Raw genomic sequence first — 15,921 nt, forward strand, 5'->3', positions numbered from 1 at the left:
CCGCGAACGCCTCGGGACGGGGCCACGGGCGCGACGCGGCCGACCGGGTGACCGCTAGAGGTCCAGCTTGCCCTGCGCGCCCTTGTCCTCCTCGCGCGCGGCGCGCTTGAAGGCATCGTCGCGCCGGGCGGGCAGGCGCACGGCCCGGTCACGCAATTGCAACGCCTCCTCGATGGTGACGATCTGGATGCGGGGGACAGGCTCGAAACCGTCCATCTCGTACTGGCCCGCCGCCGCGGCCTCGGCCACCATGGTTTTCTTGGGCGCGGTCAGCGTCAGGAAGATGCCGATCTCGGCGCGCTCGCGCTCGATCACGCCGCGCAGGTCGCGGATCATGCCGACGCCGATATTGTCGCCCGCCTTGACGCTGACGATGGCGCGGGCCGTCTTGCCGAAATAGATGTTGCCGTCGATCCCCTTGTCGGCGCCCTTCTTGCCAAGGTTGCCGGGCTGCGCGGCGATCAGCGACAGCGCCCATTTCTCGAACTCGAAATAGTAATTCTTGTCCTCGCGGCCCCGGTTGGCAAGGTCGCGCGCCCCGGCGATGTCCTGCGGCACGCCGTGGGTCGTGAATTCGACCTTCGGGAAGGCATCGCGCAGGCGCTTCTCGATCAGGCCGATGGCGATATGGGTGACGTCGATGCCGATCCAGTTGCGCCCCAGCTTCTCGGCGGCGTGCACGGTGGTGCCGCAGCCGCAGAACGGGTCAAGCACCACGTCGCCCTCGTTCGAGGAAGCGGCGATGATGCGTTCCAGTAGGGCGACGGGTTTCTGGGTGGGGTAGCCGAGTTCTTCAATTCGACCGATTGGAAGAATGTCATTCCAGTCGTTAGTTACTGTCTTGCCCTTTGATTCATCGAGATATTTTTTGTATTGAGGTACCGCCCCCGGCTTCAGTTGGACAACAGTACCGTCTTCGTACGCTTGTTGCATGCGTTCCTTTGTCCAGCGCCATACCCTTGTCACACCAAGGAATTCATATGTGAGATTTGGTCGGTTATCATTGGGGTTTAGTAGCGGAAGTAGCCGGTAACGGCGACCATCTTTGTCTTTGTACCGATAAGCTTTTTCCACATATTCACTGTCGTGTTCACCAAACTGCGGAAAAAACAATGCTGCATCCGATTTTCTATAACGGAGAATGATGTCCCGACAATTCGCGAAGTTCTTTGTATTTAGGCTCTTGGGGTTTGATCTGCGCCAAGAAATCTCGTTACCAAAGTTTGTCGCCCCGAACACCGCATCCAGCAGGATCTTCAGGTAATGGCTCGCGGTCGGGTCGCAGTGCAGGTAGAGGCTGCCCGTGGGCTTGAGCACCCGGTGCAGCTCCAGCAGCCGCACGGCCATCATCGCCAGATAGGCCATCATGTCATTCTCGCCCAGGAACGACCGCATGGCGCGCAGCATTTCCGCCGCCGCGCCGTTGCCCGAGCGCAGCACCTCGCCGAACGCGTCCTCGGCGGCGTCGGTCCAGTGCCACGTGTCGTCGAACGCCTCGATCTGCGCCGCGGACTCGTTGCCCGCCGGCCCCTTGAACAGCACGTTGTAGCTGGCGTTCGAATTGAACGGCGGGTCGAGGTAGATCAGGTCAACGCTTTCGTCCGGGATGCTGTCGCGCAGCACGCTCAGGTTGTCGCCGTAGTACAGGTGGTTGCCCATGCGCCGCGCCCCTTTCTTCCGCCGCCCCTTGATGGGCGATCATGGTTGAAATCCAGTTTACGCACGGCGGTGCGGCGCTGGCAATGGGGGCGTGGCGCGCACCGCCGCGATACCGACGCGTCGCCGCCGCGATGCAGCCCCCCGTTTTCGGCGCGGCCCGATTGCCCCTTGCCCTCGCCGCGCGCGCCCGGCACCGTGGCGCCGCGCAGCAACAGGAGCCGGCAATGAAGCTCAACGATCTCGATATCATCGTCACCGCGCCCCCCGCCCCGGGCTGGGGCGGGCGCTACTGGATACTGGTGAAACTGACCACCGATGACGGCATCACGGGATGGGGCGAATGCTATGCCGCCTCGGTCGGGCCCGAGGCGATGAAGGCGGTGATCGGCGATGTGTTCGCCCGCCACATGGAAGGTGAAAACCCTGAAAACATTGAACTCATGTTCCGCCGCGCCTACTCGGCCGGATTCACGCAGCGCCCCGACCTGACGGTGATGGGCGCGTTCTCGGGCCTCGAAATCGCGTGCTGGGACATCATCGGCAAGGCGCGCGGCCGGCCTGTCTGGGCGATGCTGGGCGGCCGGGTGAACGACCGCATCCGCGCCTATACCTATCTGTATCCGCTTGAAAAACATGAGACATCCGATTTCTGGACATCGCCCGACATGGCCGCCGAGTCGGCCGCCGATTGCGTGAGCCGCGGGTACACGGCGGTGAAATTCGACCCGGCCGGCCCGTATACCATACGCGGTGGCCACATGCCCGCGATGAGCGACATTTCCCTCTCGGCCGCCTTCTGCAAGGCCATCCGCGGCGCCGTGGGCGACCGGGCCGACCTGCTGTTCGGCACGCATGGCCAGTTCACCACCGCCGGCGCCATCCGGTTGGGGCAGGCGCTTGAGCCCTATTCACCGCTGTGGTTCGAGGAACCCGTTCCGCCCGACAACGCGGCCGAGATGGCCAAGGTCGCAAGCGCCGTGCGCATCCCCGTCGCCACCGGCGAGCGACTGACCACCAAGGCCGAATTCGCCCCCGTCCTGCGCGGCGGCGCCGCGACGATCCTGCAACCAGCGCTCGGCCGCGCGGGCGGGCTGTGGGAAACCCGCAAGATCGCCGCGATGGCCGAAGTTTATAACGCCCAGATGGCCCCGCACCTTTATGCCGGGCCGGTGGAATGGGCCGCCAATATCCAGCTCGCGGTGACCATTCCGAACCTCCTGATGGCCGAGACGATCGAAACGCCGTTTCATGACGCGCTGATCAGGGGAGCGATCCGCGTCGAGGAAGGCTTCGTCACCCCGCCCGACGCGCCGGGGCTGGGGATCGAGGTGGACGAGGAGCTGGCCCGTGCCCACCCCTATTCGGGTGACGGGCTGCACCTCCAGATGCAGGAGGCGCCCTGCGATTACGTCAATGGCAACAACTTTGCCGGCGGCGCGCCGCCCAAGACGGGATAGGGCGGCCAGGCATCGGCGATGAAAACAGGGTGTGCGGGTGGGGGCGGGCACCGCAGCCTAAGGCAGGACGCCCAGCCATAGCCATACCGTCAGGATCGACACCGCCGTGCCGATCAGCACGCTGGAAGCCGCGACGCGCCGGGCGTGGCCGTACATGCTGGCAAAGATGTAGGTGTTCACCCCCGGTGCCATCGCTGCCGTCAGCACCGCGGAGCGCGTCGCGTCAACCTGCAGGTCCAGTGCGCTGCCAAGCCCGAGGGTGATCAACGGGTGCACCACGAGCGCGATCGCGCAGACGTAAAGCACCAGCCTCAGGTCTCCTTCGGGTCGGTATTGCACCAGCACGCCCCCCAACCCGAACAGGGCCGCCGGCAGGGCCGCGCGCACCATCAGGTCAAGCCCGTCATTCAGTGGACCGGGCAACGCGATGTCCGAAAGGTTCACGATGAAGCCGAGCGCGATACCGAGGATCAGGGCGTTCGAGAACATCGCCTTGAGGACCTTTCCCGCCAGCGAGACGGCCTTGCGTTCCTTTGCCTTGACGACTTCCATCACCGTGATGCCGACGCCGTAGCAAAAGGGCGAATGCATCGCGATGATGGCGTAGTTCGCCTCGAGCGCGGCGGAACCGTAGGCGCGTTCCGTCAGGGGCAGGCCCAGTAGGACGGAGTTCGAGAAAAGGCAGCAGAACCCGACCGCGACCGCGTCCTCCCACGAGCGTCCGAAAATGGCCCGCGCCCCCGTCATCCCGAGCACGAAGCCGGACACTGCCCCGGCATAGAAACTGGTCAGCAGGCGCCAGTCGAAGCTCTGCCCGAGGTCTAGCCGCGCGATTGCCGTGAACAGAAGACACGGGATCGCGAAATTCTGGGTGAACCGCATCAGGCTGTTTACGCCTGCCGGTGGAAACCAGCCGCGCCAGACGGCAACGTAGCCGAACCCGATCACCACGAAGACCGGGAGAATGACATCCAGAAGCGCCTGCATGTATCAGGCGGTGTAGGTGATGGTCATACCGTCATGGGCCGGGGTCACGTGCTCGGGTGTTTCATCGACCAGTGTCGCGTAATCCATGTCGACATGCATGTTGGTGAGCACGGCGCGGCGCGGGTTGGCGCGGGCGATCCAATCCAGCGATTTTTCAAGATGCGCATGCGTGGGATGGGGTGTCCGCCGCAGGGCGTCGAGGATCCAGCAATCCAGTCCCGCAACTGCATCCCATGCCGCGTCGGACATTTCCGCCACGTCGGGCAGGTAGGCGAGATCGGCGATCCGGAACCCGAGAGCGTCGATGGAGCCGTGATTGACCTGGAAAGGCCGTAGCGTGATGCGCCCGCCGGGGCCGTCAATGTGGACATCGCCATCTATGGTGTGCATGTCGAGGATTGGCGGGTAGGGCGAATCCTCGGGCTGGACGAAGGCGTAGCCGAAACGTGAATACAGCGCGTTCTGCGTGTCGCCGTCGGCCCAGACGGGCAGGCGCTCGCGCATGTTGAACACGATCATCCTAAGGTCATCGAGGCCGTGCACGTGATCCGCGTGGGAATGGGTGTAGACGACCGCGTTCAATTCCCCGATGCCGGCGTCCAGCAACTGGCTGCGAAGGTCGGGCGAGGTGTCGATCAGCACCCGTGTCGTGCCCTCGTCCGTTTCACGCTCGATCAGCATCGAGCAGCGGCGGCGGGCATTTCTGGGGTTTTCCGGGTCGCAGTCGCCCCAGTTGCCGCCAAGGCGGGGTACGCCCCCCGACGAACCGCAGCCGAGAATGGTGAAGCGCAATTCAGCCATCACGCCGCCTTCCGGAAAAGACGTTCGAAATTCGCCTCGGTCCGGGCCGCGAAATCGGGCCAGTCCATGCCGAAGACATCCGCCCCGACCTTGGCCGTGTGAACGGTGTAGGCGGGCTCGTTCCGTTTCCCGCGATAGGGTGGGGGGGCAAGGTAGGGCGCGTCGGTTTCCACCAGAACGCGATCCACCGGGGCAGAGGCAAAGATTTCACGCAATTCCCGTGACTTGGGAAAGGCCGTTATCCCGGACATGGACAGGTGAAACCCGAGGTCTATCGCGGTTTTTGCCAGGTCTGCCCCGGACGAGAAACAGTGCATCACGCATTCATACGCGCCCTTGGCGTGCTCCTCGGACAGGATGCGGGCCATGTCATCATCTGCCGCGCGGGCATGGATGATGAGCGGCAGGCCGGTCTGGCGGGCGGCCTCGATATGCACGCGCAGGCTCTGTTGTTGTACGTCCGCGCTCTCGGCGGTGTAGTGATAGTCGAGCCCGGATTCACCTATGCCCACGAACTTGGGGTGGTCGGCAAGCGCGACCAATTCGTCAACGCTTGCCATCGGTTCCTCGGCCGCGCTCATCGGGTGGGTACCCGCGGCGTAGAAAACCGTGTCATACGCCTCGGCGATCGCGCGGACCTGCGGCTCGAGCCTGAGCTTGGTGCAGATTGTCACCATGCGGTGCACCCCGGCGTCGATCGCGCGGGCGATGACCGCGTCGCGCTCCTCGTCGAAATCGGGGAAGTCGAGATGACAATGGCTGTCTGTGATCTTGATTTGCTGGTTCATGGGGTCCCGTGGTTCAGACGGTCGCGGTTCGCTGGATCTTGAACATGGTATCTAGAACGAGCGCGGCAGGGTCAAGGTTCACTGCCCGGCCGTGACGGGCCCGCGCGCCGATCTCCTGTGCGCATTCCGCCCAGTTCCGGGCCGCGGCCTGGCTCGGTGCAAGCCGCGTCAACAGCACTGCTTCGCCGGTGGCGGCCTCGCGCGGCGGTGGAGCACCGGTTGCGCCGGTACGCGCCAGCCGCGACAGGAATTGGTCGATCAAGGACAGAAGCAACGCGAATTTCTCCTCCGCGCCCCGCGTCGCGGCCGCCTCGGCGAGCTTCAGCGCGCGGGAGCGCTCGGGGCGGGGCAGGTCGCCGAAAATGCTGACGAGCTCGGCATAGAGCTCCAGACCACCGAGATTGACGAGGCGAATGGCCTCTCCGACGGAGCCGGCCGAGAGCTCGGAAAGGGCATCCATGTCCGCCGCGGCGGTGATCACTGCCTGATCGAGGGCGCGTTCCATGTCGGCAGGGCCGAGAGGGACGAGCCGCAAGGCCCGGCAACGCGACCGGATGGTTGGCAACAGGCGTGATGGCTGGTGGCTGACCAGTAGCAGGAAAGTCCGCTCCGGCGGCTCTTCCAGCATTTTCAACAACGCGTTGGCGGCCTGCGTGTTCATTTCATCCGCGGAATCGATGATGACCACGCGGCGGCCGCCATCAGCTGCGCTCAGCTGCAGGAACTGGTTCAGGTCGCGGACATCCTCCGCGATGATCATGTCTCGCAGGCGACCGGTTTTCTCGTTCACCTTGCGGGTGATGTGGTAAAGCCCGCCCTCCGACCCGGCAAGGATGCGGCGCGCCACGGGGTGATCGGGCGCAACACTGAGCGATGCGGGCCGCGCCGGGGCATCGCCGAAGAGGCTGTTCGGGGCATTCTGTCCGTCCTGCGCCAGCAGGAACCGTGCCATTGCCCATGCCATCGTTGCCTTGCCGACACCGCGCGGTCCCGTAAGCAGCCAGGCATGATGCGCCCGGCCCGCGTTATAAGCATCAAGAAACGCGGTTTCCGCGCCGTGCTGTCCGATAAGCGAGGGTGTTTCACGCGGGTGCGGCGCCCCGTCAACCCGGTCGGGTTCGGGCGAGGATGCATCACTCATGGCAGACGCTCCGTAACCATCTTCATCACGTTGCAGGCAACGGTCTGCGTGTCGTGATTGCCGTCGATCACGATGAAACGCTCGGGAAATTCGCGCGCGAGGGCAAGGAAGGCGTCGCGCATCCGTTGTTGCATTTCCAGGCCGAACGACTCGAAACGCGCTTCGCCATCGGCCCGTGCAATCGCGCGTTCCAGGCTGATGGCGGGGTCAATATCGATCAGGACAGTCAGGTCGGGCTCCCGCTCGATCATGAGGCGATGCAAGGCGTCAACAGTCTCGCGCCGCGAAGTCCGGCCAACGCCTTGGTAGACGCGTGTGCTATCGGCGAAGCGGTCGCAAATGACGATCCGGCCGTTTTCGACGGCGGGTGCAACGGTCCGCTCAAGGTGGTCGCGCCGCGCGGCGGTGAACAGCAGGATCTCGGTTTCGGCCGACCACCTGTCGGCGTCACCCGTCAGCAGTAACGCGCGTATCTCTTCCGCGCCCGGGCTGCCCCCGGGCTCCCGTGTCGTCACGACCTCCCTGTCCTGACGTGTCAGGGCATCGGCCAACAGGCGTGCCTGTGTGGATTTGCCTGATCCGTCGATGCCCTCGAAGCTGAGGAAGAACCCCTGATCTGTCAAAGTGCGCCCTCGGGTCCTTCCCTCAGACGGGTCAGAAGCAGGCCCGATACGGTTTTCAGGCGTGCCATGAACCCGCCACGCGCAACGCTTTCGGCGGCAACCAGGGGAACGTGCGTTTCCGGCAGACCCTCCGGCGCGAATACGAGTTCACCGAGCTTGTCGCCCTTGCTGATCGGCGCGGGGACGGGGCCGTCATAGACAACCTCGGCGTCGATGGTATCCCCGCCCAGAACGGGCAGGAGGGTTGTCACGTCGGTCGCCGGGGTCAGGCCGACCGTGCCGGTGCTGCCCATCCAGACATCGGCGCGTGCCACTTCGGCACCCGCCGCGACGATCCGGCGCTGCACGAACTGACGGAAAGCCCAGTTGAGAATCGCCTCAGCTTCCTCGGCCCGTGCCGGCGCCGTTTCCATCCCCGATATGACGAAGATGATACGCCGGTCTCCCTGTTTCGCAGAGCCCGTCAGACCGTACCCGGCCCGTTGCGTATGGCCCGTTTTCAGGCCGTCGGCCCCGATACCCAAGGTCAGCAACGGGTTCCTGTTGCGGATGTTCTGGGGCGCCCTGCCATCGAATGCGAATTCGGTCTCGGCGAACATCGGGTAAAAGCCCGGAAAATCCTCGATTATTTTCCGCGCCAGCAGCGCGAGGTCACGCATGCTCATCACGTGTCCTTCGGCCGGCCAGCCGTTGGAGTTTCGAAAGACCGAATTGGTCATGCCCATCTGTTGCGCGCGACGTGTCATGTACCGGGCGAACCCGGCTTCGGTGCCATCCGGGCTCAGCGCCTCGGCAAGCACGGCGCAGGCATCATTGCCGGAAAGCACGACGATCCCGCGCAGGAGATCCTCGACACTCACGCGATCGGTCGTATCGAGAAACATCGTGGACCCGCCATAGCTCATGGCATGCCGCGACACCGGCAGCCGCTCGTCAAGCGAAAGGCGGCCGTCGCGGATCGCCTCGAAAGTTATGTAAAGCGTCATCAGCTTGGACATCGAGGCCGGTGGCAACGGTTTGTCGGCGTTCTTGCTCAGCAGCACCGTCCCGGTGGTGCTGTCCAGAACGAAGGCCGCCTTCGCGCGTGTTTCGAAAGCCGACGCCGGAGTCGCGAGCGCGAGGGCCAGCAGCGCATAAATCAGGAGACGGAAGGAACGGATCATGGCATTTTTCACCTAGTTCGTGACCGCGTAGGCATCCTCGAAGCCGATGCCCTTGATCTTGTCCAGTAGAACACTGCGCTCCGACGAACTGGTGGCCGGGCCCACGATCACGCGCCAGAAAGTCTTGCCTTTCGACGTTTGTTTCTTGACCGAGGGCACCATCCCGGATTGCCGCATCGCCGTCGCCGTGTCACGCGCGTTCTGCTCGACACTGAATATGCCGATCTGGATGTAGGGTTTTTCAAGGTCCGACTGTGCCGGGCGTTGATTCGCCACGGGCGCATCGTCCCGGGCCTGGGCTTCTTCGATCGCGGCCGCCGCACCCGCGATCGGGTCGAGGGTGTCCGTCTCGACATCGGTGGGCGCGGAAAGCTTCTTGTCATCATCGGCGCCCTGCGCGCCTGTTTGCGTGGTGTCTTCCTCGGCTTGTTCCCCGCCGGATTCGCGACGCAGTGCCGTGACATTGAGTTGCTGAGGCTGGCCGGCCAGAAGACCGAGCGCCGAGGCGGCATCGGATGACACCTGGATCGGTGGCCCGGGGTTCTCGCGCTCACGCCGGAACAATGCGCCGATGACGAACTTGGAGTTCGAAATGTTGCGGATGATCACCCTCTCCGGGTCGTCAACCTCGGGATGGGCAACCCATACACCGCCGAGGGACGGGCGCCCGTCCCAAAGGCCCATGTCGGTAACCTGAAAGACTTCCGGGGCCTCGACATCACGTTCAACGAGCGTGACGGCGGCCTTGCCGTCACTGGTCGCGTCAGCGGTGTTTCCCGCCGCGTCATTGAACGGGTTGATGCCGTCCATTTGCTCGCAACCAGCCAGCAGGATGATCATCGTCCCCGCGATCACGCTCCCTCGCCATCCGTTTTTGCCGGCTCTTACCGCTGTCGCCATTTCAGGATTCCCCGCCTGCCACTGCGCCTTGCGCTGCCCGCCACATGGTTCCGGTTCTTCGGACCGGCTATCAGCGGACTGTTCATCGCGGCCACATTAGCGCCTCGTCCCGGTCAATAAAAGTGCCGGCGCGGGATGTCGGCGGATTTTCCCGACAAACAAACGCTTTCAGAATCATGCGGCTGCCGTTAACGACCGGGTGCCGGAGGAGTGGCAGAGTGGTCGATTGCACCGGTCTTGAAAACCGGCGTGCGTGAAAGCGTACCGTGGGTTCGAATCCCACCTCCTCCGCCATTGAGCTTTTTCCCCGATATTTACCGTATTTTTAACAACTTGCGGCAGCATGATTTTTGACAACCACCCACGTTAACCACCCACGCTTGTCGATTATCAAGGTTATCAAACCGGTGCATTCGACCACTCTGCCACATCGAAAACTCCAACGTCCGAAACAATGACCAGACTAGCCAGCGTCACAAACAACCATCTTGCTCTGAAGTGTGAGGCGTGCGACCATAACTCTATGGTTGCGGTTCAGCTTCTAATCGATAGGCTTAGTCGAGAAATCACGGTTCATGAGCTGGTACCCAAGCTGCGTTGTAGCAACTGCAAAACCAAATGGCGGGCATCGTTCGTTATTACTTTTGTGGGAGGCTCAAGAGTGCGGTTAGCACCGAACGGTCAGGCTATGCTTGGGGCTAAAACTAAAGGAGAATAAAATGAAAAAATCAACTGTGATAGCTTGTGCTGCGTTTACGGGGTTGGCTGCGTGCGCTGCTCCGCCGAGTTCGCCAGAAGAAAAGGTTGCGCGGCAAGCTGCTGTCATGAGGCATTCCACCACAGAATGTACAATCTATATGGGTGGGGTAGCAGGTATTCAGGACGTGATAAAAGCCGCAAATAGAAAAGAAGCACAGGCCCGTCAACTTGGCGCTACGGATGCGCTCATTGCGAAAGCGAAGCAAGACGTTAGGATGACATGGGATACTGGAGTAGCTATGGTGGGCGAACAAGAGATGTGCTCTGACGCAATGTCTGTGATCGGTAATGAACTTGTGAAAGAGGGCTAAAGGCGCTGTTCTTACCAATGCAGGCTACACAGAAAGCGCCAAACAGCTTGCAGCATCCACCGGTGTGCGATTGCTATCTCCGGAAGACATTCCTTCCCTTCAGCCGTAGCTTATTTTGCAATGCTTATGAAAGGGCCTTCAATGAGATGCATTCCTCTTTTATCTTTCGTACTCACAGGGACATTGAGCGCCAGTATTAGCGTCGCGGAACAAGATTTGCCCCCAGTAGAAGACCTGACTGATGGCATTCGCGCATTTATCTGTGATGTTGAAGAAGTTGCCGGTAGCACACCGATCATTCTTGTTCTGGAGGAAGGTCAGTGGCGTATTAGCGGCTTCAAATATGATCAAATTGCGAAAATTGATAACGGTTACAGAATAAAAAGTTCATACTCAGAAAACATGCTTGGTTTTCTTTTGGAAGAAATGGGTGGTTGGAAACTCTATTTCCAAGATGAACATGGCCAGTCCGCGAGTGCCTGCCAGCCAATGGATGATTTCACTAATACCTTTGTCACAGCGATAGCACCAAAATTATTCGAGAACGCTGACAATGTACAAATGACATCTACGGAAGAGGAACTTTTCTCCGAAATCGAAAGGCTTAAACAGAGAAATGAGCAACTGATTAAGAATAGTCGAATGTGGCAGGATAGGATTGCTGAGCTTGAGCGGCAAATCCAAGAAAAGTAGAGCTACAAGATGGCCGTACTGGGTAGCGCAGTTATTTTTGTAACCATGGCTTTGATACATAGGCAGATGAGACTCAGAGTTATGGTCGTACTGACCCAGAAAAGCAAATTGGCGGCGACAGGATCAAAAATGGTGCTGCTGGTCGCGAGTGGGGCCGCTGTGAGGATTGACGAATGAAGCTATATGTTACACATTTTAGCGGCAAAACTGCAGTCTATGAATCTATAAGAATTCCGGCTGAAGGTGAAATCTACAAGGGCGAAATTGTGAATAAAACTGTAGTTCACGACCCACCCCGAAATGGGTACCACGCCTATGTGTGGCTAAGGCGGATTTAAACCTATGTATCCAATGTATTGCCTCCGGTGGCTTACGGTACTGCTGTAAGGATTGGGTATGAAAGTCGAGGATTTCTTCCTAAAGCGGCTTGATAAAAAGCTTTGGCAATATCGTAATTATGAACCGACCAGGGTCGAGCTCGCTGTTTTGGATGCATACAAAAATCTTGGGTGGCGGGGATATTTTACAGAGCACTTCAATTATGACGAAACACTTATATTCATGATGTGTTGGCCTAATCATAAAAGAATTGGCTCAACTACATATCTAGGCATACCCGATGTGCATCGTTTGTTTCACAGAGCTAGCGACGGGTTTATGCAGGATGAAAAGACTGTAAGTTTCTCTAGACGTGATTTGATTGACAACGCAAAAAACTTTCATGACTCTGATATTCCAACCATTTTGGAGCTTTGGCAGGCTAAGCCTAGGTTCAAAAAACCCTTTATTGGCAAGGCATACCTGAAAAGCAGACATGCTTCCGAACTTTGCGCGGAAGATTTGGTGTCATACTACAATGCGATTGGGGGGAAAGAGCATTACGTCACGTACCTTGAAGAACGGTTTCCGGAAAACTTGCAAGTTCTGTCATCAAGAGCGCGCAAACTAACCGAAGAGGTTCGCGCTCGAAGCGACCTAGGCCCGATGCCTAATCTAATGGACTCTTGTATGGCATTTTATAATATCACGAATGCGGCCCGATATCCGCTTGGAAAATACATGAGTGATGCTGGGCTTGCCCAGTTTTCGAGGGCTACTTTGGAAAAGTCTCCACATGAGCTTGCGAACAAGATTGTTGACCTAGCATATGAAATTATTGAAGCCCGCCGAGAGCACGAAAAAGCGTTCCAGCCACCTAAGGCTGTTTTGGATTTGAGATTATGGCGCTACGGTGAAGTAGCTGATGTTGAGGTAAAAGCTCCTAATGATCGCCTTGCTCCCCATCAATTGGCGCAGCTTGAGCGGAACGTCGAGAATGGACGTAAGAGTTGGGTGGTAAATGTATTTGACGAATGAGCAGGTATGATGAACGCTGGGGGAGTAGAATATGTCTACACAGATGACGTTTCAAACAAATGGCAATTCGAAATTATTATTTCAAACACGTGAAGAGAGAATTGTCGCTTTTTTCGTTCAGGTGGTTAGCGGTACTGATGGCTTTAAAGAGAAAATCGGGCGTGATCTTACCTCCAATATAGATGAAGCAACTTGCCAAGGTGAAGTTTCAGCTCCGGCGCGGGCATTGCGTAATCTTTTGGATTTTTTTTGCCTAGCAGCGGTGGATATATCTTTGCAGTTTTCGCGAGAAGATTTTTTAGAGGGCGTCGAAGGCAGTGAAATTCTACGTTTGTTCGATGGTCTTGATCAGAGGGTTCCTCATGGCCAAGAGATCGAGTTAAGTATATATGAAATGCTGTCTGAAGAGCAGAGATTGTCAGTTAGGAAGGCTGTGTTCCATCTAGGAAAGCAGCTACCTTCTCTTCTTCAGTATGATGAAATACCCGAACTTGCATCGACTTAAAGTTGCGATGATAAACGACGTGATCGCTTTTTTTTCTTGGATTCCGAGTTGGAAACCAGCGGCGAGACAACCCACGCTCAGCTTTCGTGAGGGGCCCCGTTGGGTCAGCAGTACTTACCCATTTAGAATGCGATGAACTGACATGCGGCTGATACCCATCTGTTCGGCAATCTCGTATGTGCTGAGACCGTCAGAGCGAAGCTGTTGGACCTGATCCCGGTCAATCCGTTTCTTGCCGCCCTTAAACTTTCCAGCGGCCTTGGCTTTGGCGATCCCCTCAGCTTGCCGTTTACGGATGATGTTTCGCTCAAACTCAGCAAAGGCACCCATCATCTGTAGTTGTAGTTTGGCGAATGCATCGTCAGCATCGGCGCTAAAGGTCAGGCGTTCAGACAAGAAGCTGATAGCAACGCCTTTGTCGTTCAATGTTTGGATAATGTCCTGAAGGTCTCTGAGGTCACGGGCAAGGCGGTCAATGGAATAGACAACCACGCTATCGCCTTCGCGGGCATAGTCGATCATGGCTTGCAGGGCGGGTCGATCTTTGGCTGACTTACCCGAAAGCTTTTCCTCAAACACCTTATCCAGTTCGCCCAAGTCTTGACGATCAAGGTTTTGCCCTTCGCTTGAAACACGACGGTAGCCGATAGTTGCCATGATATCATCTCCTCACTGTAGTAGGTGGTAACAACTGACTTTAGACTACAATGATTCGGTAACAACAGGAAGGAAAAACAGTCAGATGTTACCCCGGAACCAGTAACACGGTAACAGCGTCACTAGGCTACACTTGGAAGTGGCTATTGTAGTGAGATCGGATAGCGTGCTGCATGGCTGCTAAACTAAAGAAGGCTTGTCATGATTGACGACGACGAACCCGAAATCATCTACTCCGAACATTCAGGCGACTATCTGTTGGAAGGCGAGCGGCTTGAGGTGCTGATCTACAAGACGGATCGTTATCCTGAATGGATTCTCGAGGTGGTCAACGCAAACGGCACATCAACCGTATGGGATGACCCCTTTATAGCTGATGGCGTGGCTTGGAGAGTTTTCCTTCACACTGTTGAAGAAGAAGGTATCAGGGCATTCCTTGATGAGGGCGACCCAAGGTCAACTATGCACTAGAATCGGTTTAGTGGTATTAAGGATTACAGGACGCCCCCGGAGGCGAATAGGCTACACGCGAAAGCCTTTGGTTTTCAGGATCGCCAGTTCTGTTAACACCCTGCGTAATAAATCATCGACCCAAATGAGGCACGGAGGCTTAATCTACATATCGTTACAAAACATTATGACCACACAGCATATAGTGTTAGCGCTATCCCAAATGAGGAATAAACCACCTGCCAGACTGCAATATCTGTACGTCATCGGTTGAGGTTTATTGCTCAAGGCGCTTTGATGTAGCGGAATTGGTTGGAGGCCTAATGAACCAACAATCCCATGCCCAAGATGAGCTACTGGCGGAGATGTTTGCGCCAGATCAGGCCAAGGCGTTTGTTCTGCGACACCTGAAGCCTGCCAATGAGGCTACAGAAAAGGCCGTAGAGGCCCTGCGAGAGCAACTTGGCCAACGCAGAGATAAAGGTAATAAACGTGCGCTGTGTGGCTTTCTCTGGGCTTGTCAGACGCTAAAGCATCGCAACTCTGATCTATTGGCCTTCCCTGCCGCAAAGCCAACCTATGATGCTGATGGTGGTGGTTACAAAGCATTCATGTCGGTCAGGAAATCATTGCTAGATCATGGCTACATCATCCCAGAACGTAAGGGAGCGGCAGATCATGGGCGCGCGGCGATATTCAAGTTTCTCAAGCACCCTGATACGACAGACTTGGCATTCGAAGAAACCATCCCAGCCTCGGTTAAGCTGGTGCAGGTCAAGCGGGCGAAAGACAAGTATGGCAAGCATATAGGGGATGGGGGAAACGACAGATCACCACCAATGCGACCCAAGGAAATGGAGCAACGGTTTGGTGCAGATCGCATTGCGCATGAAGAGGCCAAAGTCAGGCGGATTGTCGATTACCTGAGTGACTACCCTTTGATGATGGGCGACACGGCATTTCGATCACTTCGTCGCATTTTCAATAATAACAGCCTTGAGCGTGGTGGTCGTCTGTATGGCCAATACTCGAGCTTGCCGAAAACATTAAGGACTACCGCCACATTGGATGGACAGCCCATCGCGCAACTCGATATCAAAGCCAGCTACCTATGCATCCGTGCGGGAATGGCGAGCTACCAGTTTGAGGAAGAAAGCGACCCGTATCAACAAGTGCCATGGGTTGATCCAAACGACCCACGTACGCGGGGCTTCGCAAAGCAACTCATCTCAACACTGATCTCCAGCGGGGGTGATAAAAAGCGTCTACCCAGCAAGCTGAAAGCGGAATACAGCGACATCATAAAACCACGACAGAGCATTACTGATTTCAAAACACCCATTCATGAGACTTTCCCATTCCTTCTTCAGTATGTTGATGGGCTGGAGGTCATGTTCCGTGAGTCAGAAATGATTATGGGCGTTCTTCACAAGTGCGTTGATAGCAACATACCAGCTTGGCCCCTTCATGATTGTATTTTTGTGCGTCAGTCAGATATCGAAGAGGCTACGGACACTATCAAATCAGAGTTCAGTAATCACTTTGGGTTCAGGCCTACGATTACTCTGAATGATGATAAGGACTTATAGGGCTATATACGTGTTATGTATTATTATTATTCCTTCTGGTCCTCCCTTATGGTGGTATGCAGAAGTGTAAGAGTCCTCCTTT

The 15,921-nt window shown here is 57.7% G+C and carries 16 protein-coding genes and 1 tRNA gene; 8 read left to right on the forward strand and 9 right to left on the reverse strand.

From position 1 onward, the window contains the following. Window positions 1-54: 54 nt before the first annotated feature. Window positions 55-1,659, reverse strand: a complete 1,605-nt coding sequence (locus ACH107_RS11285) for a site-specific DNA-methyltransferase (protein WP_412505945.1) — start codon at window positions 1,657-1,659, stop codon at window positions 55-57. 224 nt (window positions 1,660-1,883) lie between these two features. Here ACH107_RS11285 and ACH107_RS11290 point away from each other — a divergent pair, with 224 nt between their 5' ends. Continuing rightward, window positions 1,884-3,116: a mandelate racemase/muconate lactonizing enzyme family protein gene (locus tag ACH107_RS11290; RefSeq protein WP_412505946.1), complete on the forward strand. Its 1,233-nt coding sequence runs from the start codon at window positions 1,884-1,886 to the stop codon at window positions 3,114-3,116. A gap of 57 nt (window positions 3,117-3,173) precedes the next feature. Here the strand turns inward: ACH107_RS11290 and ACH107_RS11295 are convergent, their stop codons facing one another. The 7 genes from ACH107_RS11295 to ACH107_RS11325 are packed head-to-tail and all read right to left on the reverse strand — an operon-like array spanning window position 3,174 to window position 9,474. Next, window positions 3,174-4,103, reverse strand: a complete 930-nt coding sequence (locus ACH107_RS11295; RefSeq protein WP_412505947.1) for an AEC family transporter — start codon at window positions 4,101-4,103, stop codon at window positions 3,174-3,176. Window positions 4,104-4,106: 3 nt separating this feature from the next. Next, the gene (locus ACH107_RS11300; RefSeq protein WP_412505948.1) at window positions 4,107-4,904 is read right to left on the reverse strand and encodes an MBL fold metallo-hydrolase; all 798 of its coding nucleotides are present in this window, start codon (window positions 4,902-4,904) and stop codon (window positions 4,107-4,109) included. Beyond that, on the reverse strand, window positions 4,904-5,692 hold the full coding sequence (locus ACH107_RS11305; protein WP_412505949.1) for a TatD family hydrolase: 789 nt from the start codon (window positions 5,690-5,692) through the stop codon (window positions 4,904-4,906). Before ACH107_RS11305 ends, ACH107_RS11300 begins: the two co-directional genes overlap by 1 nt. 13 nt (window positions 5,693-5,705) lie before the next feature. Next, on the reverse strand, window positions 5,706-6,833 hold the full coding sequence (locus tag ACH107_RS11310; protein WP_412505950.1) for a DNA polymerase III subunit delta': 1,128 nt from the start codon (window positions 6,831-6,833) through the stop codon (window positions 5,706-5,708). Continuing rightward, complete coding sequence (gene tmk, locus ACH107_RS11315; protein ID WP_412505951.1) at window positions 6,830-7,456, reverse strand: dTMP kinase; 627 nt, start codon at window positions 7,454-7,456, stop codon at window positions 6,830-6,832. Before tmk ends, ACH107_RS11310 begins: the two co-directional genes overlap by 4 nt. Continuing rightward, a complete protein-coding gene (locus ACH107_RS11320) occupies window positions 7,453-8,619 on the reverse strand; it encodes a D-alanyl-D-alanine carboxypeptidase family protein (RefSeq protein WP_412505952.1) in 1,167 nt (388 codons plus the stop codon). Before ACH107_RS11320 ends, tmk begins: the two co-directional genes overlap by 4 nt. Window positions 8,620-8,631: 12 nt before the next feature. After that, a complete protein-coding gene (locus ACH107_RS11325; RefSeq protein ID WP_412505953.1) occupies window positions 8,632-9,474 on the reverse strand; it encodes an SPOR domain-containing protein in 843 nt (280 codons plus the stop codon). A gap of 249 nt (window positions 9,475-9,723) precedes the next feature. On the opposite strand from ACH107_RS11325, the gene ACH107_RS11330 reads away from it, so the two are divergent. From ACH107_RS11330 to ACH107_RS11350, 5 genes are all read left to right on the forward strand, one after another. Beyond that, window positions 9,724-9,813 (forward strand) — tRNA-Ser (locus tag ACH107_RS11330). 425 nt (window positions 9,814-10,238) lie between these two features. After that, window positions 10,239-10,589 carry a hypothetical protein gene (locus tag ACH107_RS11335; RefSeq protein ID WP_412505954.1) on the forward strand — a complete coding sequence of 117 codons (351 nt, stop codon included), beginning with the start codon at window positions 10,239-10,241 and terminating at the stop codon, window positions 10,587-10,589. A gap of 141 nt (window positions 10,590-10,730) precedes the next feature. Beyond that, entirely contained in the window at window positions 10,731-11,282 is a 552-nt protein-coding gene (locus ACH107_RS11340; protein ID WP_412505955.1) for a hypothetical protein, read from the forward strand. A 396-nt stretch (window positions 11,283-11,678) separates the two neighbouring features. Further along, window positions 11,679-12,638 carry a hypothetical protein gene (locus tag ACH107_RS11345; protein ID WP_412505956.1) on the forward strand — a complete coding sequence of 320 codons (960 nt, stop codon included), beginning with the start codon at window positions 11,679-11,681 and terminating at the stop codon, window positions 12,636-12,638. 31 nt (window positions 12,639-12,669) lie between these two features. Continuing rightward, the gene (locus ACH107_RS11350) at window positions 12,670-13,143 is read left to right on the forward strand and encodes a hypothetical protein (RefSeq protein WP_412505957.1); all 474 of its coding nucleotides are present in this window, start codon (window positions 12,670-12,672) and stop codon (window positions 13,141-13,143) included. 114 nt (window positions 13,144-13,257) lie between these two features. Here the strand turns inward: ACH107_RS11350 and ACH107_RS11355 are convergent, their stop codons facing one another. Next, a complete protein-coding gene (locus ACH107_RS11355; RefSeq protein ID WP_412505958.1) occupies window positions 13,258-13,800 on the reverse strand; it encodes a recombinase family protein in 543 nt (180 codons plus the stop codon). 201 nt (window positions 13,801-14,001) lie between these two features. Here ACH107_RS11355 and ACH107_RS11360 point away from each other — a divergent pair, with 201 nt between their 5' ends. Together ACH107_RS11360 and ACH107_RS11365 are read left to right on the forward strand one after the other, a co-directional pair. Next, complete coding sequence (locus ACH107_RS11360; RefSeq protein WP_412505959.1) at window positions 14,002-14,271, forward strand: hypothetical protein; 270 nt, start codon at window positions 14,002-14,004, stop codon at window positions 14,269-14,271. 302 nt (window positions 14,272-14,573) lie between these two features. Continuing rightward, window positions 14,574-15,839 carry a hypothetical protein gene (locus tag ACH107_RS11365; protein WP_412505960.1) on the forward strand — a complete coding sequence of 422 codons (1,266 nt, stop codon included), beginning with the start codon at window positions 14,574-14,576 and terminating at the stop codon, window positions 15,837-15,839. The last annotated feature ends 82 nt before the right edge of the window (window positions 15,840-15,921 follow it).

This window comes from Roseovarius halophilus (ex Wu et al. 2025), assembly GCF_047086965.1.

Excerpts from the sequence above, each read along its gene's own strand:
- ACH107_RS11320 (WP_412505952.1), bottom strand. The coding sequence starts at position 8,619 with ATGATCCGTTCCTTCCGTCTCCTGATTTATGCGCTGCTGGCCCTCGCG.
- ACH107_RS11350 (WP_412505957.1), top strand. The coding sequence starts at position 12,670 with ATGTCTACACAGATGACGTTTCAAACAAATGGCAATTCGAAATTATTA.
- ACH107_RS11355 (WP_412505958.1), bottom strand. The coding sequence starts at position 13,800 with ATGGCAACTATCGGCTACCGTCGTGTTTCAAGCGAAGGGCAAAACCTT.
- ACH107_RS11360 (WP_412505959.1), top strand. The coding sequence starts at position 14,002 with ATGATTGACGACGACGAACCCGAAATCATCTACTCCGAACATTCAGGC.
- ACH107_RS11345 (WP_412505956.1), top strand. The coding sequence starts at position 11,679 with ATGAAAGTCGAGGATTTCTTCCTAAAGCGGCTTGATAAAAAGCTTTGG.
- ACH107_RS11340 (WP_412505955.1), top strand. The coding sequence starts at position 10,731 with ATGAGATGCATTCCTCTTTTATCTTTCGTACTCACAGGGACATTGAGC.
- ACH107_RS11310 (WP_412505950.1), bottom strand. The coding sequence starts at position 6,833 with ATGAGTGATGCATCCTCGCCCGAACCCGACCGGGTTGACGGGGCGCCG.
- ACH107_RS11305 (WP_412505949.1), bottom strand. The coding sequence starts at position 5,692 with ATGAACCAGCAAATCAAGATCACAGACAGCCATTGTCATCTCGACTTC.
- ACH107_RS11295 (WP_412505947.1), bottom strand. The coding sequence starts at position 4,103 with ATGCAGGCGCTTCTGGATGTCATTCTCCCGGTCTTCGTGGTGATCGGG.
- ACH107_RS11365 (WP_412505960.1), top strand. The coding sequence starts at position 14,574 with ATGAACCAACAATCCCATGCCCAAGATGAGCTACTGGCGGAGATGTTT.
- ACH107_RS11290 (WP_412505946.1), top strand. The coding sequence starts at position 1,884 with ATGAAGCTCAACGATCTCGATATCATCGTCACCGCGCCCCCCGCCCCG.
- ACH107_RS11335 (WP_412505954.1), top strand. The coding sequence starts at position 10,239 with ATGAAAAAATCAACTGTGATAGCTTGTGCTGCGTTTACGGGGTTGGCT.
- ACH107_RS11285 (WP_412505945.1), bottom strand. The coding sequence starts at position 1,659 with ATGGGCAACCACCTGTACTACGGCGACAACCTGAGCGTGCTGCGCGAC.
- ACH107_RS11300 (WP_412505948.1), bottom strand. The coding sequence starts at position 4,904 with ATGGCTGAATTGCGCTTCACCATTCTCGGCTGCGGTTCGTCGGGGGGC.